Source organism: Leadbetterella byssophila DSM 17132, assembly GCF_000166395.1.
In the GTDB taxonomy this organism is placed as follows: Bacteria; Bacteroidota; Bacteroidia; order Cytophagales; family Spirosomataceae; genus Leadbetterella; species Leadbetterella byssophila.
The window spans coordinates 3,018,774-3,040,321 of the sequence record NC_014655.1 but is presented as its reverse complement, the minus strand read 5'-3'; the positions used below and the strand labels follow the sequence as shown (position 1 = coordinate 3,040,321).

The window sequence follows — 21,548 nt, the reverse complement described above, 5'->3', positions numbered from 1 at the left end:
TATTCGATGCGCTATACAGTAACTGCTGCTTTGATATATGCCAATGGCCCCATTCATATCGGTCATTTGGCAGGGTGTTATATCCCCGCTGATGTATTTGTACGTTATCTTCGATCAAAAGGGGAAGACGTGGCATTTATCAGCGGCACCGATGAACACGGTGTTCCCATTACCATCAAGGCAAAGAAGGAAGGAGTTTCTCCACAAGAAGTAGTAGATAAGTATTATAAGATCATCAAAGACAGTTTTGAAGATTTTGGCATCTCCTTTGACATCTATTCCAGAACCACAAGCCCTGTTCATCATCAAACATCTCAAGAGTTCTTCAGAAAGATGTATGACAAAGGCTTTTTTGATGAGATTGAAACGGAACAATACTTTGACGAAACCGCTCAGCAGTTCCTCGCAGATAGATACATAGTGGGTGAATGTCCTGTTTGTCACAGTCCAGGAGCCTACGGTGATCAATGCGAAAAATGTGGATCTTCACTATCTCCTACTGACCTAATTCAACCTAAATCTACAATCTCTGGATCTGCGCCGGTCATGAAGGCCACCAAGAACTGGTACTTGCCATTAGATAAGATGCAGCCTGAGATTGAGAAGTATGTCAATAGTCATACAGAATGGAAAACCAATGTATTTGGTCAATGCCAATCTTGGCTGAAACAAGGTCTGCAACCTAGAGCTATGACGCGCGACTTAGACTGGGGTGTAAAAGTACCTGTTGAAGGAGCTGATGGAAAAGTACTATATGTATGGTTTGATGCACCTATTGGTTATATTTCTATGACCAAAGAATGGGCGGAAAAAACAGGCAAGAACTGGGAGGATTACTGGAGAGATAAGGACACAAAGCTAATTAACTTTATAGGGAAAGATAATATCGTTTTCCACTGCATCATCTTCCCTGCCATGTGCATGGCAGAGGGCTCCTACATTTTGGCGGATAATGTACCGGCAAATGAATTCATGAACCTGGAGAACGATAAGATCTCTACATCCAGAAACTGGGCCGTATGGTTACATGAATACCTTCAGGAATTCCCAGGAAAACAAGATGTGCTACGCTATGTACTTACTGCTAATGCTCCAGAGACGAAAGACAATGATTTTACTTGGAAGGATTTCCAAACCAAGAATAACTCGGAGCTAGTGGGTATCTACGGGAACTTTGTTAATAGAACTATAGTACTCACTAAGAAGTATTTTGAAGGTAAAGTTCCTACTCCAGGCACCTTTGAGGAGATTGACACTCAAACTTTAGAAGCTTTGAAAAAACTGCCTGAACAGATAGGAGATTCCGTTCAGCATTATAGATTTAGAGAAGCACTAGCAGGCATGATGGAAGTGGCTAGACTGGGCAACAAATACCTTGCTGATACCGAACCTTGGAAGGTAAAAGACCCTGAACGAGTGAAAACTATCCTGTTTGTGGCACATCAAATCACCGGAACCTTAGCTATAGTCTCTGAGCCATTCCTGCCCTTCACCTCTAGGAAGATCATGGATCAAATGAGTGCGAAAGAGTGGAATACTACAGGTGCAATACCCACATGGTCTGATGCAGGGAAGACAGATTTGGTTCCTGCAGGAACTACCATAAATGAAGGAGGACTCCTATTTGAAAAAATTGAAGATGCAGTAATTGATGCTCAAGTACAAAAATTATTAGATACTAAGAAGGTGAACGAATTAGAAGGAAAGAATGTACCGGAATTGAAACCTACGATTCAATTCGACGATTTTGCTAAATTAGACATTCGTATAGGAACTATTTTAGAAGCAGAACCTATAAAGAAGAGCAAGAAGCTCCTAAAATTCCTCATCGATGATGGTATGGAGAAAAGAACCATATTAAGCGGAATAGCAGAGCACTTCTCTGCAGAAGAGATGGTAGGTAAGCAAGTAACCTTCATTGCAAACCTTGCTCCTAGAGCCATGATGGGCATAGAATCACAAGGTATGATTCTCATGGCAGAGGATAAGGACGGCAGCCTTTCTTTACTTCAACCTCATAAGAAGGTATGGAGTGGAGCTCCGGTGAGTTAATTCAACCCAAAATATGCAAATAAACAACAAAACCTTTGTGGTCTCCGGCGGGGCGTCAGGTCTTGGGGAGGCCACATCTAGGATGATCGTAGAACAAGGTGGAAAGGTTCTTATCTTAGACATCAACGAAGCCTCTGGTCAAGCTTTAGCTTCAGAATTAGGGCCAAATGCCCTTTTTCAATCTACAGACATCACTAATGAAACACAAGTATTAGAGGCCTTAACGGCCGGAAAGAAGGAGCTAGGTTCCATAGGTGGATTAATCAACTGTGCGGGTTTAGGACCTGCTCAGAAGATTCTGGGAAGAAAAGGAGTACATGAACTAAGTTTCTTTGAAAGAATCATTAAGGTAAATCTTATTGGCAGTTTCAATACCCTGAGATTAGTGGCTGATGAACTCCAAAAAAATGAACCAAATGAATTAGGAGAAAGAGGGGTAATCATCAATACCGCTTCAGTGGCTGCTTTCGAAGGGCAAATAGGTCAAGCTGCTTACTCTGCTTCTAAAGGGGGCATAGTTTCCATGACATTGCCTATTGCTAGAGAATTATCCGTACATGGAATCCGTGTAATGGCCATTGCTCCCGGCATCTTTGAAACGGCCTTATTAGCAGCATATACTCAAGAAGTGAGGGACTCCCTAGGAGCTCAAGTACCTTTCCCTCCAAGATTAGGAAAACCAGAGGAGTACGCATTTTTAGTCCGACATATCATTGAAAATCCAATGCTTAACGGAGAGGTCATTCGTCTGGATGGAGCCATAAGGATGGCCGCACGCTAAGATTTTGGACCAAATCATTCAGAATAAATATAAGGTATTTGCGTTAAAGTTTTATCTTTATAGCATAAGCACGTGTACTACATGAAGAAAAACTACATTCTTTTTCTACTATTCCTTCTTGTCCCCTTACTTAGCCAAGCTACTCATATTAGGGCGGGAGAAATTACAGCCACACGTCTTCCCGGAACACAGTTGACGTACAGAATCACCTTGATTACCTACACCGATGAAATCAATGGTAAAGCGGCGAATGACCAGCAAAATACTGTAGATTTCAACATGGGCTTCTCCACAAACCGAGTGGAAAAACTTACGGTAAGAAGGAAACAAAGGATAATGATCAATCAGGCTACGGCAAGGAATGTCTATGATACTACCTATACATTTCCATCTGCAGGGTACTATACTATTGGAGTGAGTATCATTAACCGGAATGATAATACCATCAATTTACCTGCTCCTGACGGATCCCAAAGTATTAGTTTCTTTGTTCAGACCTCTATATTAATCAATTCAAACATAGGCTTTAACAGCACCCCGGTATTATTAAATATACCTTTGGACTCCGCTGCCTTAGGACAGAGATTCATACATAACCCGGGAGCATTTGACATAGACGGAGACTCCCTTTCCTACAAACTAACCATACCTAGAAAAGCTCAAGTTTCCCCAGGAACAGGGGCAACTACCGGTCTGGGTGAATTCATCCCTGAATATCTAGAACCCAATACCGTAGGACCACCACCTGTTCTTAATTCTGCAGGTACCGGTCCTGCAACCTACAGTATAGACCCGAGAACTGGTGACCTTATCTGGGATGCTCCTAGGCAAGCAGGACAATACAATGTGGCATTTGTCATAGAGGAATGGCGGAAGGGATTCGATGGAGGATACATCAAAATAGGAGAAATAGTGCGCGATATGCAGATTATTGTTGTTGAAACCGACAATAAAGCTCCTAAGCTCACCTTGCCAGCAGACCTCTGTGTCGAGGCAGGTGAAACCATAGAGTTTGAGGTCATCGGAGAGGATGAAAATATCAACCAACAACTCCGTTTGACTAGCTCCGGAGGTGTATATAATCTGGATCCGGCAGGGAATCCTGTACAGTACGTAGACCCCAAACCGGCAACATTTACCAGTACCCCTGCAGTAGGAAAAGTCATAGGTAAGTTTGTTTGGGAGACCAATTGTCTACACGCCCGCGAGCAGGCCTACAATGTAGTCTTCAAGGTGGAAGATAATCCGGGTAGGTTTAGTACCTCCTTAGTTGACTTAAAGTCCCTGAACATTAAGATCCTCCCTCCAAGTCCTAAAGCACTAACAGCGGAGCCGGTTAGTAACGGAAACAAGCTATCTTGGAATCCTCTTACTACATGCAGTGAAAACGGAAAGATTCTTATTTACCGCAAGAACGGCTGTAGCGGCTTAAACCCAAGAGCTTGTAGCCCAGGAATGCCAAGTGCATGGGGTTATACTTTAATTGGAGAAGTTCCAGCTACAGAGAGTAGCTTTATTGATACTCAAGCACCGGAAGGAGAAATCTACAGCTACAGACTTGTGACTGAAATAGCGGAAAATACTTTCATCAATATCCAAAGTGCCCCCTCAGCTGAATTCTGTATAGGATCAGAAGTAAAACCCGGCACCAGCGTTATGACCAAGGTTTCAGTTACAGAAACTTCTACCACTTCTGGTAAGATTGAGGTAAAATGGTCTCTTCCGGTAAATATAGATTTGAACACATTGGCGGCGGACCGAGTGTACAAATTGTACAGAGCGGAGGGTATTGGTGGAGAAAACTTTACCTTAGTACACACCAAGACTACTTCATTTACTGACACTACAGACTTGAAGTTTATTGATCAAAATCTAAATACTTCCCAAAAGGTGTACCGCTACAAAGTAGAATTCTACACGAATGGAACTCAGTTGAGAGGAACTTCACTACCTGCCTCCTCCGTATTCTTGAATGCGCAAACTTCAGATCAACAAGTTCCTTTATTCTGGGAAGCCAATACTCCCTGGAGCAATGAAAATCAAACCCATTACTTGTATAGAAAAGGAGAGGATGGCAACTTTAATTTGATTGCGAAAATTCCGGTATCTGATGTCAATAGCTTTGAGTATTTAGACAGAGGGGAGGATTTAGAAAAGGGTGATGGAGACATCAGTACCTTGTTAGAAAATGGAGAGACCTATTGTTACAGAATATTAACACAGGGCGAATATGAAGCATTTAAGGAGTTAGGAATCCTTACCAATTTTTCTCAGGAGAGATGCATTACACCTCAAGACCAGACTCCACCATGTGCTCCTGTTTTAAGTGCAGCAAGCACTATCAAATGTGAAGATCTTCAGTCGGCAGATTTCTGCAACGAAGGCATCTTCTCCAATACCTTGACCTGGGAAAATCCGGAGGGAGATTGCAGAACGGACATCGTAAGTTACAATATCTACTTCTCTAGATATGAACTTCGCGACCCGGTGCTTTTAAGCTCTGTGACAGGAAATACTTTTACACATAGAAAGAACCGCTTGGAAGGATTTGCGGGATGTTATACAATAGAAGCTGTAAATTCTCTGGGCTTAAGAAGTAGCTTGAGCAATAAGATCTGCTTTGACAATTGTGAAACCTTAAATTTCCCTAACGTCTTCTCTCCGAATGGGGACGGGAAAAATGACACTTTTACTCCTTTAAATTGCCCAGCATTTATATCAAGTGCCGCAATGGAAATCTACGGTGCACATGGACAAAGAGTTAGAGTAATCAATAGTGATGCGATAGAATGGGACGGTAAAGATGATCAAGGGAAGGAAGTTGCTCCCGGCACTTACTACTATTCTATCAAAGTGAAGTTTGAAAGATTAGATCCTTTAGGAAGTGAGAAAACCTTTAAAGGATATGTAACATTGATAAAGAGGTAGGGAAATCCCTACCTCACACCATGCATTAATTTCCTTATCACTGGTCTTGCAATAACGGCTAAAACTGCCGCTCCAAAAGCAACAGACGCGAGCATCCAAAAGAAGAAGCTTATCCCTTTTTCGTCAGCCACACGGTCAATGCTTTCACCGTATTTTGCTGCCGCTTTCATACCTATGGCTACGGCCAGGTACCAGATACCAAACATCACACCAATCATCCTTGGAGGCACTAATTTACTCACATAGGACAGACCAACAGGCGAGATACAAAGCTCACCCATAGTAAAGAACAGATAGACTAATATGAGCCATATCATACTAACTGAGGCTGTTTTCGCTCCCACCTCAATGGAACTGGCGCCGAAAGCTATACATGCACAACCAATGGCTAACAATAGCATTCCCAGACCATATTTGAAGTTAGCCGGAGGGCTGTATCTACTATCCCAAAGTTTGGTAAACAATGGAGCTAAACTGATGACAAACAAAGAGTTTAAAGTAGAGAACCAAGAAGCGGGAACTTCTAAGGCATCTACAGAAAACTGGTTCTTCAGCATCCATAAAGCTATACACCATACGATCACGAAACTTACTGAAAGAATCAAGTTAGCCAAAGTATATTTCTTAAACGTTTGCCCGAAAAGCTTAAACAACACCCAGGTAATAATGCTCAGGGGAATTACGGTCAAGGAGGCATTGGCCATCTTAAAAATCAATCCAGCATTACCGTCTAAAACCCTATTGGTATAATCCCTAGCAAAAATGGTTAAGGTTCCTGGAGCCTGTTCAAAAATAGCCCAGAAGAAAGCGGCTAGAAAGGCAAAGAATGTAACAGCCATCATGCGGTCTCTAGTGACCACATCGTATTTTGGAATACGAATAAGTAGCAGTATCAAAAACAGAGCTAAAGCAAACAAAATGGTAAAATTATTTCCAGAAATGCCGCCAACATTGAAGTTAAAAATGTCAATAGACCCTCCAGAAATGATTTTTACCGGCTCAAAAATGATCCATAATAAACCGAGTATCACCATTAATCCAATCATACCCAAGTGAAGTGAAGTGAAAGGATTTTCTCCCTTCTCTACAGAAGCTTTCTGCTTTGCCGGCTTTAATCCAATATCACCAAAGATTCCCTGAGAGAACCAAAATTGAAGCAAACCAAAGAACATAAAAATCCCTGCTAAGCCAAAGCCCAGACTCCAACCCACCATTTCTCCTAAATAACCGCATAACAGGATCCCGAAGAAAGAGCCGGAATTAACGCCCATATAGAATATGGTATAAGCCCCATCTTTCTTCTCCGGATGATCTTTATAGATTTCAGATAAGATGGAAGTCATATTTGGCTTGAAAAATCCATTTCCGAATACCAATAGAATCAGTCCCAAATAGGTAAAGAAGGGAGTCTCAGCTGCCATTGAAGCATGACCTAAGGTCATCAAACCTGCTCCTACTACCACAGCCCAACGGTAACCTATCACATTATCCGCGAAATAGCCACCTAACATGGTAGAGAGATAGACTAAACCTACATAAGAGCCAAATAAAGCCATGGCTTGTTCTCTAGTCCAATCCCAGCCTCCATCCCCAATACTTGAAGTAAGAAATAAGACCAAGAGCGCTCTCATACCATAGAATGAGAACCTCTCCCACATTTCTGTAAAAAATAGAACAAATAGACTGGATGGATGACCTAAAACCCGAGATTGAAAAAATTGATTCTCTGAAGACGAATGCATAGGGTACAATAAAGTAAATATTGTACAAAACTAAGAAAAATACGTGAAAATAAAAGAAAACCCCACCCTGGGACAATTCAAGGTGGGGTTAATTATCTAAGACTAAGGTTTTACTTCACCAAATCAATCATCAAAGAAATTTCATCCACAAGCTTTTCTGCACTTCCGCTAAAGCCAATGGAGGTAAATCTTACAGCACCATTTTTGTCAACAATAAACTTAGTAGGTATCCCTGACACTCCATAGGACTCGATCACCTTATTATCTAAATCAAATAATACATCAAATGGGTAAGCTCCCTTCTTTATAAACTCTGCCACATCTTTCTTCACTTCTTTACTGCTTTCCCAAGAATTAATGAATGCAAATTTGACATTAGGGTCATCTTTGAATTTATCCTGAGCCATTTTCATACCCGGAAAAGATGCTATGCAGGGTCCACACCAGGTAGCCCAAAAGTCTACTACAACGGTCTTCCCTTTGAGCTCATCTAAGCTAACTTGGCTACCGTCTAAATTACTTAAGGCAAATTTTGGTGCAGGCTTGTTTTCTATCTTCTTCAAGAGATCTTCTTTCATTTTAGTTTTAGCCTGCTCTCCTAATTTAGAATAATAGACATCAAATGACTCAGCCCCTTTATAATTTCTCTGTAGAATCTCCTTAATCAATTCATTTGATTTCCCGTTTACAACAAACTTTTCTAATTGAGGAATATATTCCTCTTGCTTAAGAACCTTTTCGGCTAATTGAGCATAGATTCCATTATAATCAGGATAATTTCCTCCTGAATAGTCTAGAACAGATACCTTTGCAATATCAAAACCTTGTTGGTATTTCCCGGCCTTTAATAATACTGCAGCATACGTATCAGCATACATACTATATGAATCCTTCAGAGGTTTTAGCACATTTTCACTTTTGCCTTCTGCCTGAGTAATCTTAGCCATTTGATCTTCTGTAGCCACCTTTGCCAGCTTTTCTGCTAGATCTAGATTCTTCCCATCTTCATACATGTTCCAGGCCAAAGAATTATACATCCTACCAAGGATTTCTCTAGACTCACCTTCCTGTATCTTATCAGGTGTAAGTTCTAATTCATTTAAGTACTTCTCTACTTCATCCCATTTTTTTGCAGAGGTAAGCGTCCTAACGATCTCTGACCTTAAGTAGACTTTGTTATCTTTATAACGTGCATATCTAGGATCAGTTTTAGCATTTTCTTCCAAAACCTTCAACATAGACATTTTTTTATCTAAGTCTTGCTCCGCTGAAAACTTATTCACCTCTTCTTGTGCCGCCCACATTCCATTAGGAAACTTTTCCTTTTTCTCTAGAGTAAGATTATCTATTTGCTCTTTATCCTTAAGAAAACTATATAGGCGGGATAAATGGTTATAATCATCTTCTTTATTCAAACCTAAGGACCTTTTCCTAGTAATCTCCTCGTTCACCAACTGTTTCCCTTTTTCAGCATCCAAAGACATTTCTAACTGGAGAATGCTCAATCTTACTGACTCATTTTCGGGATAGAGATCTAGCTCTTTTTTGTAAGATGCCAATGCTTTTTCTTTATCGCTACTTACCCCCACTTCTTCTCCGAAATATTGGTAGAAATAGGCCTTAGCAATATTCGCATTCTTTCTAGGCTTTCCATTTCGGTACAATTCAATGGTGTAGCCGTCTCCTTTGTTATTGTCGAGAGCTCCGCCTGCGGTCATTTGAAAATAAACAAAAGTGGCTGAAGTGTCTGGCTTAATCGTTGCCACATACTTCCCTGCGGTTCTCTTCGTAGAAATATCTAAAGCTTGCTGAATTACACCCCTAAATTCATAGGCTTGGATTTTAGCCGGCACATTAGAACTTGGCTTGTAAGTAATCGTTATCTCTTTCCCTGCTTCGGGCTTTTCTGGAGTGACGGTGAATTCTCCCTGAGCCCAAACCTGGACAGAAAGAAGAATAAAAACTGTAAGGAATTTAGTTGTATTCATATGAAGGAATTGTTTTTAGTTGAACAAATATCTTAATTCTCATAAATTTCTAATGCTTTAAATAAAAAAAGCCCTCTTATTAGAGGGCTATATCTTCAAAAATGTTACAATTAGAACTGTTCTTCTACAATTAGATCTGCAATCTTGGCAGCAATAAACTCGGAAACCTTTGGTTTAAAGAATTGAAATATACCAAAAAGGACTACGTACAAGCCCGTAATAATGGCATAGCCCATCCAGTAACTTTTCATATAATAGTTAATGACTGCTGCTACCAGAATATTCAATAAGAGGAAGATGATAAACAGAAAAATCGCGACCAGAATATGGAGAATAATCTTAGCCAAAAGTTTTTCCACTTTAGCCAGAAGCTCCAGCTTTTTGAGTTCCACTTTGGACTCCACTAATTTTAATAGCGTATCTTTCAACTCGTCAAATTTAAGAAAATCGGAAATGGATGATTTTAAGCTCATAAAGTATTGTGCAATTTTAGTTAGACGGCATCTACATTGACCACCACTTGTACGGATTTAAACTTCTTTTCCGTAATCAAATGTACCAGTTCTTCCCGTAGATACTGCTTTGTAGCTTGAATATTCATCTTTTCCTTTTCAAGTTTCATCCAAATTACAAAGTGAAATTTATTCCTAATGCGCTCTACCAGCCCTCTTTCTGGCCCCAAAATCCTCTGCTCCCCTAAATAGTCCTTCATCCTCTTTGCAAGGACCTCTGCTGCTTCCTGAGCTAAATTTCTATCTACATCTTTGACTGTCAACTCAATTATTCTTGAGAAGGGAGGATAATTATATGCCTCTCTCTCTTTAATCTCTGAAGCATAAAATCCTTCATAATCACTATCTACTATATATTGTAAAACGCGATTTGCAGGATTATTCGTCTGTATGAGCACTATTCCCTTTTCTTCCCTCCTTCCTGCTCTGCCGCTAACCTGAGTGATCAATTGGAATGCCCTTTCTCCGGACCTAAAATCAGGAAAATTAATCAACTTATCCGCATTAAATACGCCTACCAGGTTTACCCTGTCAAAGTCCAGTCCTTTAGTGACCATTTGGGTTCCCACTAAAATATCCACCTCTCCCGTTTCAAATTCTCCGATGATATTTTCGTAAGCATTCTTAGTTCGAGTAGTATCCAGATCCATTCTTAAAACACCAGCTTCAGGAAAGATTTCTCTCAAATCATCTTCAATCCTTTCCGTCCCTACACCCACTGACCTCACATGCGGCGAACCACATGCCGGACACACTCTGGGCACTGACTCTGAATAACCACAGTAGTGACAGATAAGTGTTCTGGCATTTAGATGGTGCGTTAGCGTGACAGAACATTGATTGCAGTGAGGTATCCAGTTGCACTGCTGGCAGTTCAGATATGGAGCATATCCTCTTCTGTTTTGGAAGATGATACTTTGCTTTTTATTTTCGATATTCTGACCAATGGCTTCTAAAAGGACAGAGCTAAATTCTTTTGTTAAGGTCTTTTTTTCTCTTTCCACCCTCATATTTACTAAACGTATATGAGGCAATTGCGCATTCCCAAACCTCTCCTTTAAACTTACTAAGCCATATTTACCTGTCTGTGCCTGATAGAATGACTCCATAGAAGGAGTAGCAGAACCTAAAAGCACTCTGGCTTTCATCTTCAAAGCTAACATAATGGCTACATCACGAGCATGATACCTAGGAGCCGGATCAAACTGTTTATAGGAACTTTCATGTTCCTCATCCACTATGATAAGTCCTAAATTAGAAAAAGGCAGGAAAATGGAAGACCTCACCCCCACCACAAATTGGAATTTTTGATCCAAAACTCCTCTCCATACCTCCACGCGCTCGTTATCTGAGAATCTGGAGTGATAAATCCCCATAGTATCTCCAAAGACTCTCTTTAACCTTCTGACGATCTGAGTAGTTAAGGCTATTTCCGGCAGAAGAAAAAGTACCTGAGTACCTGAGTCTAGGGCTTTTTTGATGATATCAATATAAACCTCCGTCTTTCCACTACCTGTAATACCATGAAACAAGACTACATCTTTAGTTGAAAAGAGGCCCATTATCTGGTCTGAAGCAGCTTCTTGAGCCGGAGATAGTTGAATCTCTCTCAAAGAATCACTTTCAAGTGAATCAAATCGAGAAACCTGTACTTCCCATTGTTCAAAAATGCCTTTCGTAATCAAAGCTGCTAAAGCTGAATCACTCACTTCAGCTTCCTTTAAGCGCTGCTTGTCTATACCCTCTTCATTTTTTTCGCTTAATTGATCAAGCGGTATAATACTTAGATATTTCAGCAATACCTCCTGCTGCTTCTTTGCTTTGCCTAAACTCTCTAGGAGCATTAAGGCATTTTCATCTGTAGCATAATCCGAATGCAGCCTGATCTTCTTGATCAATTTTGGCTTATAGCGCTCATTCACCTCTTCAAACAGGATGATAGCATGCTTTGCAACAAGGCTCTTAAGGAATTTATTCAGGTCTTGTTCACCCAATAAGCGCCCAGCCTCCTCATATGAAATAGAGTCCTCCCTTATTAAGACATCCATAAAAGATTTCTCTAGATCTGTTAGGAGTTCATCATGATGAAAATCAGGATTGTATTGGATCTTTGATTGCGAAGAAATTTTTAGACCCGATGGAAGAGCCACGTTCATGACTTCTCCGGCAGTACACATGTAGTATTCTGCCACCCATTGGAAAAGCCAAATCTGGGTAGGAGTCACCACCGGTTCGGTATCTAGTAACTCCTGAATATATTTCGCAGGATACTTTTCAGGAGGGTTTCCATGGATTTTCACCACCAGAGCTGTCATCACTCTGGATTTACCAAACTCCACGACCACCCTACATCCTACCTTAGCGAGCTCTGCCAAATGGCGCGGCAATCTATAGGTAAAAAATTGTGGTATGGGAACAGGAAGAATGACATCTATGAATACATCCATACCACAAAGTTAAGCAAAGTTTTAGAGCTCCGCTCTCTTCATTCTGTTCACCGCATAGTCAACAGCACGAGCGGTCAAAGCCATATAGGTCAAAGATGGATTTTGAGTAGAAGTGGAAGTCATACATGCGCCATCTGTTACGAAGACATTTTGACAGTGATGCAAGGCATTCCATTTATCTAGAAGTGAGGTCTTAGGATCATGCCCCATTCTAACTCCGCCCATCTCGTGGATATCATTTCCAGGATTACGTTTTGACTCTCTGGTTTTAATGTTTTTAAAGCCAGCTTTCTCAAACATCTCTGTGAACTGATCCATGTAATCTTGCTCCATTTTCTTGTCGTTCTCATCGTAGTCTATGGAGATCCTAAGTTTAGGAATTCCCCATTTATCTACTTCCTTATCATCAAGGGCCACATAGTTGGATTCTTTAGGAATGGTTTCTCCCATCATGTGCGAGCCTACAGTCCAGTAATCGTTATACTTTTTTGTAGATAGACTTTCTTTTAGATCTTCGCCCCAACCATCAGAAGGGTAATAAGGATTTCTAGAAGCCTGAAAACCTGCCGCGTACCCTCTTAAGAAATCAGTCTCTTGTTTTTCAACGTTTCTAAATCGAGGAACATAAGGTGAATTGGGGCGTTTCCCTGAGGTTGTCTTATCTAAATAACCCTCAAATTCTGCAGAGATGGTTCTATTGTAGTTATGGAAGGCCACATATTTTCCTAGCATCCCGTTATCATTCCCTAATCCATTAGGAAATCTTGAAGATTTACTATTCAAAAGAATGAGATTGGAGTTAAGCGCTGAAGCATTGACAAAGATGATCCTTGCATGAAAATCTATTTCCTCTCCTGATATAGCATCTATAACTTTAACTCCTTTAGCTTTTCCTAGTTTCTCATCAAATAATATGGAATGAACCACAGAATGAGGACGTAAAGTTAAGTTTCCTGTTCTCTGGGCTGCAGGTAGTGTACTAGAATTGCTTGAAAAATAACCTCCGTATGGACACCCTCTTTCACAAATGGTTCTGTGCATGCACTTACTACGATTTTGATCTAAGTAAATCTGCCTATTATCTGTGATATGGGCACAGCGTCCTTGAATAATATGTCTGTCTTTGTAGTGTTTTGCTATTTGCGACTGGAAATGTGATTCCACGCAGTTCATTTCATGTGCCGGCAAGAATTCTCCATCCGGTAAGTTCTTCAAACCGTCTTTATTACCAGAGATTCCTGCAAATTTCTCCACATAGGAATACCAAGGAGCAATATCAGCATATCTGATGGGCCAATCTACCGCAAATCCATCTCTGGCCGGACCTTCAAAATCGAAATCTGACCATCTTTGGGTTTGCCTTGCCCACATGAGTGATTTCCCTCCGGTCTGATAACCCCGTATCCAGTCGAACGGCTTCTCTTGAATATAAGGATGCTCATCGTCCTTCACAAAGAAATGTTCCGTCCCTTCATAGAATGCATAGCAACGAGAAACGATAGGATTTGCTTCTTTCATTTCTCTAGTTAGACGGTTTCTATGTTCGAATTCCCAAGGAAGCATAGTGCCTGTAGGATAATCTTCGATATGCTTGACTTCTCTTCCTCGTTCTAAAACAAGCGTTTTAAGTCCTTTTTCACAAAGTTCTTTTGCAGCCCAGCCTCCGCTAATTCCGGAGCCTATAACTATGGCATCAAATTTTTCAGGCATTTTGGTTAAGGTTTACGCATCCAGAATAATGACCGGGAATGAATTCGAAGCCTTGCACTTGCATCATGTAATACTCAGAAGTGGTGTACCCACGAATGGCTAAATTTCTCAGAAGAGAAATAAAAGTACTATCTTCAGGATAAGATTTTAGTAGGGATAGTCTGTCTTCAGGAGTCTGGGTAGAGAAATCCTTTTTAGCCAGTACAAGCAGTTCTTTTGCAAAAGCCTGCTTTTCCTCTATGGGTAAGCAATCATGAATCATTTTGCTGACAAATTTGTCTACCCCTAATTCTATTCCGCCCGGCATGTTTCCTTCAGGCAGCAGGGCATCAACGGCCGCAGAAAGGACATTTTCCTCCTTTTTGCCCCAAGCACTTACCTCGTCAAAGTCTGACTTTTTCCACCATAACCACCCTGTGGGAATGGCTATTGCTGCAGCGGCTCCCCAACCTATAGCTTGTCTTCTATTCATTCTATCTCGATTTGAAGCAATTTATAAAAAATTGTCCTAAACCAAGAAATAAAAGAACGAAACTAATGCCATTTAGTGTTAGCTTCTGACAAAAATGTACCAGTTTTACAGGTACAGTACGTTAAACCTGTAATCTAGAGGGTCAAAAGTTTCAAAAAGTAGGTCTAAGAATCCGGGATTATTCAGATAGAAGTTTAGGAAATTGTCTTTTCTTTCCTGCTGACTTCCTCCTGGAAAAAGTTTTTCTTTCACTCCCATTAATTGCTGAATGGAGGTCTCAAACTTTCTTTCTTCAGCTTTTTTGATTCTGGTTTCAAGGTTACTGATACCTTTAGACACCTTGACCTTTTCAGCTTCTATGGCTCCTTTAAGGGTAGGATCTACAGAAATAGCTTTACGGATAATGGAATCAAACAACTCATCTAAGGAAGCTTGCTCTTCTTGAAGTTGAAGTTGGTTTTCCGAGACCTGATCCACATACGCCTTTCTTAGTTTTGCATCATCCTGGTACAGGTCTTCCACTTTGACACCCAGTTTATCTAAACGTTTTTGAAGGTTCTCATTAACCACCAAGGCCAGATTTCTAGGCATCACAGCTGGAAATGCCACCTTGAAGTGATCGAAAATACCTTTCAATTGTAGCCAATAGGTCAATTCAGAGGGACCACCTAAGTAGGCAACATTTGGAAGAATCATTTCTTGATAAAGGGGTCGAAGGGCAACATTCGGGCTAAATCTCTCCGGATGTTCTTGTAATAATACTTCTATCTCTTCTTTGGTGAAACTAAGTGCAGTTTCCAGTACTTTATATTCACCTTCTACCAGATCTATTCTTTCTCTAAGACCTTTGTCTTTGTAAAATAGATTGATTTCTCTGGGATGGATTTGCGGCTTATAACCTAATTGATCTAAAAGCACCGCATTCTCATCCAGTTTCTGCTTAACTATACCGTTAGATAACTCCTCTTTAATTACCGGCTTAAATATTTCTTTGAAGTCTCTGTGGTTTCCGTCGACACATACCAATCCATGCTCGCCAAAAAGTTCATGCATATATTGACGAACTGCATCTGCCAAATTATCATTTTGAGAGTAGGCTTTGATGAAGATTTCCGGCTTATCTTTTAATTGATCAATTACTTCTTGGATGCCGTCCAAGCTCATTTCACCTACGGCACCTTTTTGAGTAGTAGTCCAGGAATATTTATTTCCAAACAAAAAGAAAGAAGCAATTTCTTCAAAATCATGATCTTCAGTGGCCATCCAATACACTGGCACGAAGTTCTTATCGGGGTATGCCTCGCTCAAACGCTTAGCCAGGTTGATGGTACTAACTATTTTATAGATGACATATAGGGGACCGGTGAAAATATTTAATTGGTGACCGGTAGTAACGCTATACGTATTGTCTTCTCCTAATAATTTAACATTCTCAGGAACACCAAGCTTTGCATATTGCTCTTCCAGTACCTTTACCAGAACGGCTCGATGGGCAAAATCTTTCTCTTGAATCAGAGAATCAAAATTTTCAATTCTAGGGAAATGGCCATAAAGAGGTTTTAGCTCCGGCTTTTCATTTAAATAATCCAGAAATAGCTTCGGAAAATTAGCCACCTGCTCTAGGGGTAGCTTTTGAATGTGTGACTGCAATTATTCGATGTTTTCTCCTTAAAACAATCCCTAAGCTCTTTCAGTTTCCTGAGCATCTTTATTCTTATCTTTGTACCTTCATGGAAAACAGGGAATTGGGCATTCGGACCACAGGAGACGGCTCCATTACTTTCTATTCTGATCAATTTGATCAGCACTATCATTCCATTTTTGGAGCAAGAACGGAATCAGAGCGTGTATTTATAGAATTGGGGTATAATTACATAATGGAACATTTCAATGACCCTATTCAATTGTTAGAAGTAGGATTTGGCACCGGCCTTAATGCATGGCTTACGGGCTTAGCAGCAGAAAAATCTCAGAGGCAAACGGAATATATTGGTTTGGAAGCATATCCTATACCTAAAGCTCACTTTGATCAATTTCCCACTGAGATTCAGGTATACCAAGAACTAGCGTGGGGGGAACAGCACACCATACACCCCTATTACAGCGTTATTAAGCAAAACGTAAAGGTTCAGGATTTCCTTTCAGACAGGAAGTTTCATTTGGTGTATTACGATGCATTTTCACCGGAAGCCCAGCCAGAGATGTGGTCTGAGGAATTGTTCCAAAGGATAGCAGACATGCTGGAGGCAGGAGGTGTTTTAAGCACCTACTGTTCAAAAGGAATGGTACAGAGAAACCTGAAAGCAGTGGGATTTGAAGTAGAGAAACACCCGGGACCTCCACACAAGCGAGAAGTCTTACGAGCTATCAAGAAATGAAAAGAATATTACTACTCTTGGTTTGGATAGGATGGATTACACCTCTAAAAGCACAGTTTTTAGAGGATAAGGCCACCATTGAAACGGTACTAAAAGGTTTAGATTATTTATACAACTTACAACATGATCAGGCCGCAGCTACCTTCGCACCTGTAAAAACGAAGTATAAAGATCATCCCGTACATTATCTTCTCAATGCATTGCAGTTGCAGTGGAAGTACTTACCGATAGACCAGCAGCCAAATGCTTTAGCTCAATATCAAAAAGAGCTTAATCTTTGTGTAGAAGCCAGCCATAAGTACTATGATAAACCTGGTTATAGGATGGAATGCACCTTTTTCTTACTGGCTGGACATGGCTTTTTGGCACTTGCTGAAAATTATAAAGGAAATTCCATGAGTGCTGCTCAAGAGGCCAGGAAAGCACTAAAATTCTTCAAAGAGGGCAAAAAGTTCAAAAACACTAATGCCGAATTTTTGTTTGCTAATGGCTTATACAATTACTACAGGGAGCGCTATCCTGAGACAAAACCTATAGTAAAGCCCATAATGGTGTTCTTTGATTCAGGGAATATGGCACAGGGTCTGGCTGAGTTAGAAAAATCCTATAAAAATTCTGTTTTCAGTAAGACAGAAGCCGGCACTTATTTACGAGACATATATATCAAGTATGAATCAAACTTTGGAAAGGCCTTACATTTCTCTCAAGACTTGTATCAACGTTATCCAAGGAATTATATCTTTAGGATATCCTATATTGAGGGCCTTTTGCTAAACTTAAAATTTGATCAAGCGGAGAAGGTCAATGCTGAGCTCAAAAACATCTCAAATCCTATAGCTAAACTTTCTTATCATATGTTTGAAGGGTATATTGCAGAGCATAGGGATAAGGATTTCTCAGTCGCAAAGGCATCCTATCAGAATGCCCTAAAGGTAAAGGCTAATGAAAGGTTCACTAAAGAATATGTGGCATTTGCCTATTTGGGCTTAGCGAGGATCGCACAGAAGGAAGGAGACAAAACCGGCGCTAAAAATTACTATAAACTTTGTTTAAAGAATGCTGAGTATCTTTGGTTAATCGCCGTAGCTAAAGATGAGCAGAAAAAATTGAATGCATGAAGAATTACATTATTCGCAATGTAGCGATTGTAAACGAGGGCAAAATTGAACATCAAGATATCTTAATACAGAAAGGTAGAATTGTAAAACTGGCTCCTATCATTGATAAACTTACGAATCATAAAGAAATCAATGGAGAAGGCCTGCATTTATTACCTGGAGTCATTGATGATCAAGTACATTTTCGTGAGCCGGGCTTAACGCACAAAGCCCAAATTGCAACAGAATCCAAAGCTGCACTCGCAGGAGGTACCACCAGCTTCATGGAGATGCCAAACACCGTACCTAACACACTTACTCAAGAATTACTTGAGCAAAAATATGCGATAGCGGAGCAAGATTCCTGGACCAACTATAGCTTTTTCATGGGTGGATCGAACGACAATTATGATGAAGCCATGCGTACGGACTTAAGCAAGGTGTGTGGTTTGAAATTATTCATGGGTAGTTCCACGGGAAACATGCTTGTAGATAATGCACAGACCTTGGAGAAATTCTTTGGGAATTTCGAAGGATTAATTGCAACGCATTGCGAAGATGAAGCTACTGTAAAAGCAAATTTGGCAAAGTATAAAGAACTATATCCTACAGATGAAGTTCCATATGATATTCATGCTCTGATCCGTGATGTAGATGCCTGCTATACATCTTCAAGTTTTGCCGTAGACCTGGCACAAAAACTTGGAACAAGATTACATATCCTTCATATTTCTACAGCAAAAGAATTAGACCTATTTGGTTCTTCCCTCCCTTTGGCTGAAAAGAAAATTACTTCTGAAGTGTGTGTTCATCATTTGTATTTTGACGCTGAAGACTACAAGACCTTTGGTACTCAAATCAAATGTAATCCCTCCATAAAGCACGGACAGAGAGATGCCTTACTTCAAGGATTATTGGATGATAAATTAGATATTATCGCCACTGACCATGCTCCTCATACCTGGGAGGAGAAGTCAGGATCTTACTGGCAATCACCTTCAGGTGTTCCTCTAGTACAGCACAGTCTACAAGTCATGTTAGATATGCACTTGCAAGGGAAGATTTCATTGGAAAAAGTGGTAGAGAAAATGGCTCATGCCCCGGCAGATTGTTTTAAAATCAGGGAAAGAGGATACATTAGAGAAGGTTACTGGGCTGATTTGGTATTAGTGAATCTCAATAGGCCATTTACCGTAACAATGGAAAGTCTGGAATACAAATGTGGCTGGTCTCCATTTGTAGGCAAGACCTTTGGCTCAACCATAGAAAAAACCTTCGTTTCCGGAGAATTAAAGTATGATAATGGCGAATTCATCTTCAGTGAACCGGGAAGGAGGCTAACATTTTGTCCGAGAAAATAGAAAAGGTGGTCAAAGGACCACCTTCTTTATTTAGAATCTAGCTTCTCTCTTGAAGAACAGCAGTATTTCGTTTGTTTGACCATACCCTACACTAGTATCCATAACTGAGACTAACTCCCATCCGTCTTGACCCAATTTGTTCATTTCTTCCGTAACCACATTCGTCTCTAGTTTCGGCTTCCAGAAGCCAATAGTAGTAGCGTTAATTACCTTGTATTCGTACTTTTTCATTTATTATATAGTATTTGGTGCAACTCTTTTAAGCCTTCCATCTTAGTCAATTTTCTATCGTAAGTCATTAAGCCATTCGTTTCAACTTCCACGTCCGTAGTTTGGGTGTATACCGCCGCTGATAATCCTAATGGGATAAGATTCTTCAGTTGGCCCACAAATTCAGCATATCTTTTCTTTAAGTCTTCTTTATTCTTAAAGCTTTGGTAGCCCCAGTTATTCTTGTCTTGCCAGGTATGGCCTTCTATGGGTAAGCCAAGGCCTCCAAATTCACCTAGAACCAATACCTGATCCATACCGAAGAACTGAGGATCCGGCATTTGAGGGTCAGGGTAGTGGTGAATGTCTAGGATATCTCCGGTATTGAAGAAGTTTCCTCCACTAGCACTATTAACGAGACGAGAAGGATCTAAACGTTTGGTGAGTTCGGTCATTTCTTTGGTCTTAAATTGGCCCCAGGCCTCATTAAATGGCACCCAAACTACAATACTTGGGAAGTTATGCAAAGTAGACATAATGGCCGTCCACTCCCTTTTAAAGATATTTTCAGAGGCTTCCGTTCTCTTCTTTTCAAGATTCTTTCCACTGATATTGCCTAATCTCATATCCCAGGCATTTCCGCCAAGATCTCCACTTGGCATATCCTGCCAAACTAGGATACCTTCAGTATCACAGTAATAATACCAGCGAGCTGGCTCCACTTTGATGTGCTTTCTGATCATGTTGAATCCCATTTCTTTGGTCTTCACTATATCAAATTTCAGAGCTTCATCAGTGGGTGCAGTATAAAGTCCGTCAGGCCACCAACCTTGATCTAAAGGGCCATACTGGAACAGAAACTCATTGTTTAACATCAATCTCTGAATGCCTTTTGCGTCTGCTTTCATGGAGATCTTACGCATGGCAAAGTAGGACTTGACCTGATCTATTACCTTTCCTTTACGAACTAAACTTACTTTTAAATCATACAGAAATGGATGGCTTGGCGACCAGATTTTAGGATTCTGCAATTTAATCCTTTGTTCTGTATTAGGCGCAAAACTTAGCTCTTGTACGGATTTGCCTCCTTCCAAAATTTCCACTTTAAGTAGATCACCATCCTGAGCTTCGGCAACTAAAGAAGAGAAAACCAGAGCAGATTGATCCAGATCCGGGGTATGTTTTGTACTTACAATATGTGATTTAGGCACCTGTTCTATCCAGACCGTCTGCCAGATTCCTGTCACAGGGGTATACCAGATACCGTGAGGATTAGAGACTTGTTTACCATTAGGCTGCGGACCTTTGTCAGTAGGATCCCAAACGGATAAAACAATTTCCTGCTTGCTACCTTTATTCAAGAAAGGGGTAATATTAAAAGAAAAAGGATCATAACCGCCTTCATGTTCCCCTACTTTTTTGCCGTTTACAAACACCTCCGTTTTCCAGTCTACTGCGCCAAAGTGGAGAATAACTTCATGGTTTTTTGCTGTCAGGTCAACTTGGGTTTTATACCACAGTGTACTGTCCTTACCCACTCTTCTACCTACACCAGAAAGAGCTGACTCCACCGCATATGGCACCAGGATTTTCCCTTCATACTGTGAAGGTTTAGTGTCTATAGGAGTGATGGCATAATCCCAAAGTCCATTAAGATTTTGCCAATTTTCACGCTCCAATTGCGGGCGAGGATAAACATTTAAGGGCTTAGTCTCATCTACTTTATCTGCCCAAGGCGTAGTAATCTTATCGCCTGCTATTTTATACTGGGCAAAAAGGCTGGTACTTGAAAATAATAAGCCAACTAAGGATTTAAGTTTCATAGTTTAGATTGAATTCACCTGTAAAATAGGATATTTGTGAGCAAAGT

15 protein-coding genes are annotated in these 21,548 nt (G+C 40.5%); 6 read left to right on the top strand and 9 right to left on the bottom strand.

Annotated features, from left to right (window positions below; genetic code table 11):
- Window positions 1-6 precede the first annotated feature (6 nt).
- The 3 genes from metG to LBYS_RS13520 all read left to right on the top strand — a co-directional run bounded on the left by metG (window position 7) and on the right by LBYS_RS13520 (window position 5,761).
- Window positions 7-2,052, top strand: coding sequence for a methionine--tRNA ligase (gene metG, locus LBYS_RS13530; RefSeq protein WP_013409409.1), 2,046 nt, complete (start codon window positions 7-9; stop codon window positions 2,050-2,052).
- Window positions 2,053-2,065: 13 nt separating this feature from the next.
- On the top strand, window positions 2,066-2,833 hold the full coding sequence (locus LBYS_RS13525) for a 3-hydroxyacyl-CoA dehydrogenase (RefSeq protein WP_013409408.1): 768 nt from the start codon (window positions 2,066-2,068) through the stop codon (window positions 2,831-2,833).
- 81 nt (window positions 2,834-2,914) lie between these two features.
- On the top strand, window positions 2,915-5,761 hold the full coding sequence (locus LBYS_RS13520; protein ID WP_013409407.1) for a T9SS C-terminal target domain-containing protein: 2,847 nt from the start codon (window positions 2,915-2,917) through the stop codon (window positions 5,759-5,761).
- Between the two features lie 8 nt (window positions 5,762-5,769).
- Here the strand turns inward: LBYS_RS13520 and LBYS_RS13515 are convergent, their stop codons facing one another.
- The 7 genes from LBYS_RS13515 to bshC form a co-directional block, all read right to left on the bottom strand.
- Window positions 5,770-7,503 (bottom strand): peptide MFS transporter, encoded by a 1,734-nt coding sequence (locus LBYS_RS13515; protein ID WP_013409406.1) that lies wholly within the window; start codon window positions 7,501-7,503, stop codon window positions 5,770-5,772.
- Window positions 7,504-7,613: 110 nt separating this feature from the next.
- Window positions 7,614-9,491 carry a TlpA family protein disulfide reductase gene (locus LBYS_RS18410; protein WP_013409405.1) on the bottom strand — a complete coding sequence of 626 codons (1,878 nt, stop codon included), beginning with the start codon at window positions 9,489-9,491 and terminating at the stop codon, window positions 7,614-7,616.
- Window positions 9,492-9,601: 110 nt separating this feature from the next.
- Window positions 9,602-9,964, bottom strand: coding sequence for a phage holin family protein (locus LBYS_RS13505; protein ID WP_013409404.1), 363 nt, complete (start codon window positions 9,962-9,964; stop codon window positions 9,602-9,604).
- Between the two features lie 20 nt (window positions 9,965-9,984).
- Complete coding sequence (gene priA, locus LBYS_RS13500) at window positions 9,985-12,450, bottom strand: replication restart helicase PriA (RefSeq protein ID WP_013409403.1); 2,466 nt, start codon at window positions 12,448-12,450, stop codon at window positions 9,985-9,987.
- A 21-nt stretch (window positions 12,451-12,471) separates the two neighbouring features.
- Entirely contained in the window at window positions 12,472-14,160 is a 1,689-nt protein-coding gene (locus LBYS_RS13495; RefSeq protein WP_013409402.1) for a GMC oxidoreductase, read from the bottom strand.
- Window positions 14,153-14,632, bottom strand: coding sequence for a gluconate 2-dehydrogenase subunit 3 family protein (locus tag LBYS_RS13490; protein ID WP_013409401.1), 480 nt, complete (start codon window positions 14,630-14,632; stop codon window positions 14,153-14,155). Before LBYS_RS13490 ends, LBYS_RS13495 begins: the two co-directional genes overlap by 8 nt.
- Before the next feature lie 105 nt (window positions 14,633-14,737).
- Window positions 14,738-16,282: a bacillithiol biosynthesis cysteine-adding enzyme BshC gene (gene bshC / locus LBYS_RS13485; protein ID WP_013409400.1), complete on the bottom strand. Its 1,545-nt coding sequence runs from the start codon at window positions 16,280-16,282 to the stop codon at window positions 14,738-14,740.
- Window positions 16,283-16,362: 80 nt separating this feature from the next.
- Between bshC and mnmC2 the strand changes: the two genes are divergently transcribed.
- From mnmC2 to LBYS_RS13470, 3 genes are read left to right on the top strand one after another with little or no spacing between them, the layout of a single operon-like run.
- Window positions 16,363-17,010 (top strand): tRNA (5-methylaminomethyl-2-thiouridine)(34)-methyltransferase MnmC2, encoded by a 648-nt coding sequence (gene mnmC2 / locus LBYS_RS13480; RefSeq protein WP_013409399.1) that lies wholly within the window; start codon window positions 16,363-16,365, stop codon window positions 17,008-17,010.
- The gene (locus LBYS_RS13475) at window positions 17,007-18,128 is read left to right on the top strand and encodes a hypothetical protein (protein WP_013409398.1); all 1,122 of its coding nucleotides are present in this window, start codon (window positions 17,007-17,009) and stop codon (window positions 18,126-18,128) included. The genes mnmC2 and LBYS_RS13475 overlap by 4 nt, the downstream gene beginning before the upstream one ends.
- A complete protein-coding gene (locus LBYS_RS13470; protein ID WP_013409397.1) occupies window positions 18,125-19,468 on the top strand; it encodes a dihydroorotase in 1,344 nt (447 codons plus the stop codon). The genes LBYS_RS13475 and LBYS_RS13470 overlap by 4 nt, the downstream gene beginning before the upstream one ends.
- 30 nt (window positions 19,469-19,498) lie before the next feature.
- Here the strand turns inward: LBYS_RS13470 and LBYS_RS13465 are convergent, their stop codons facing one another.
- Together LBYS_RS13465 and LBYS_RS13460 are read right to left on the bottom strand one after the other, a co-directional pair.
- Window positions 19,499-19,699 carry a DUF4177 domain-containing protein gene (locus LBYS_RS13465; RefSeq protein WP_013409396.1) on the bottom strand — a complete coding sequence of 67 codons (201 nt, stop codon included), beginning with the start codon at window positions 19,697-19,699 and terminating at the stop codon, window positions 19,499-19,501.
- Complete coding sequence (locus LBYS_RS13460) at window positions 19,696-21,501, bottom strand: glycoside hydrolase family 2 protein (RefSeq protein ID WP_013409395.1); 1,806 nt, start codon at window positions 21,499-21,501, stop codon at window positions 19,696-19,698. Before LBYS_RS13460 ends, LBYS_RS13465 begins: the two co-directional genes overlap by 4 nt.
- Window positions 21,502-21,548: the final 47 nt, after the last annotated feature.

What these genes read in the sequence shown, in the direction of transcription:
- metG (WP_013409409.1), top strand. Translation starts at nt 7, where the DNA reads ATGCGCTATACAGTAACTGCTGCTTTGATATATGCCAATGGCCCCATT.
- LBYS_RS13525 (WP_013409408.1), top strand. Translation starts at nt 2,066, where the DNA reads ATGCAAATAAACAACAAAACCTTTGTGGTCTCCGGCGGGGCGTCAGGT.
- LBYS_RS13520 (WP_013409407.1), top strand. Translation starts at nt 2,915, where the DNA reads ATGAAGAAAAACTACATTCTTTTTCTACTATTCCTTCTTGTCCCCTTA.
- LBYS_RS13515 (WP_013409406.1), bottom strand. Translation starts at nt 7,503, where the DNA reads ATGCATTCGTCTTCAGAGAATCAATTTTTTCAATCTCGGGTTTTAGGT.
- LBYS_RS18410 (WP_013409405.1), bottom strand. Translation starts at nt 9,491, where the DNA reads ATGAATACAACTAAATTCCTTACAGTTTTTATTCTTCTTTCTGTCCAG.
- LBYS_RS13505 (WP_013409404.1), bottom strand. Translation starts at nt 9,964, where the DNA reads ATGAGCTTAAAATCATCCATTTCCGATTTTCTTAAATTTGACGAGTTG.
- priA (WP_013409403.1), bottom strand. Translation starts at nt 12,450, where the DNA reads ATGGATGTATTCATAGATGTCATTCTTCCTGTTCCCATACCACAATTT.
- LBYS_RS13495 (WP_013409402.1), bottom strand. Translation starts at nt 14,160, where the DNA reads ATGCCTGAAAAATTTGATGCCATAGTTATAGGCTCCGGAATTAGCGGA.
- LBYS_RS13490 (WP_013409401.1), bottom strand. Translation starts at nt 14,632, where the DNA reads ATGAATAGAAGACAAGCTATAGGTTGGGGAGCCGCTGCAGCAATAGCC.
- mnmC2 (WP_013409399.1), top strand. Translation starts at nt 16,363, where the DNA reads ATGGAAAACAGGGAATTGGGCATTCGGACCACAGGAGACGGCTCCATT.
- LBYS_RS13475 (WP_013409398.1), top strand. Translation starts at nt 17,007, where the DNA reads ATGAAAAGAATATTACTACTCTTGGTTTGGATAGGATGGATTACACCT.
- LBYS_RS13470 (WP_013409397.1), top strand. Translation starts at nt 18,125, where the DNA reads ATGAAGAATTACATTATTCGCAATGTAGCGATTGTAAACGAGGGCAAA.
- LBYS_RS13465 (WP_013409396.1), bottom strand. Translation starts at nt 19,699, where the DNA reads ATGAAAAAGTACGAATACAAGGTAATTAACGCTACTACTATTGGCTTC.
- LBYS_RS13460 (WP_013409395.1), bottom strand. Translation starts at nt 21,501, where the DNA reads ATGAAACTTAAATCCTTAGTTGGCTTATTATTTTCAAGTACCAGCCTT.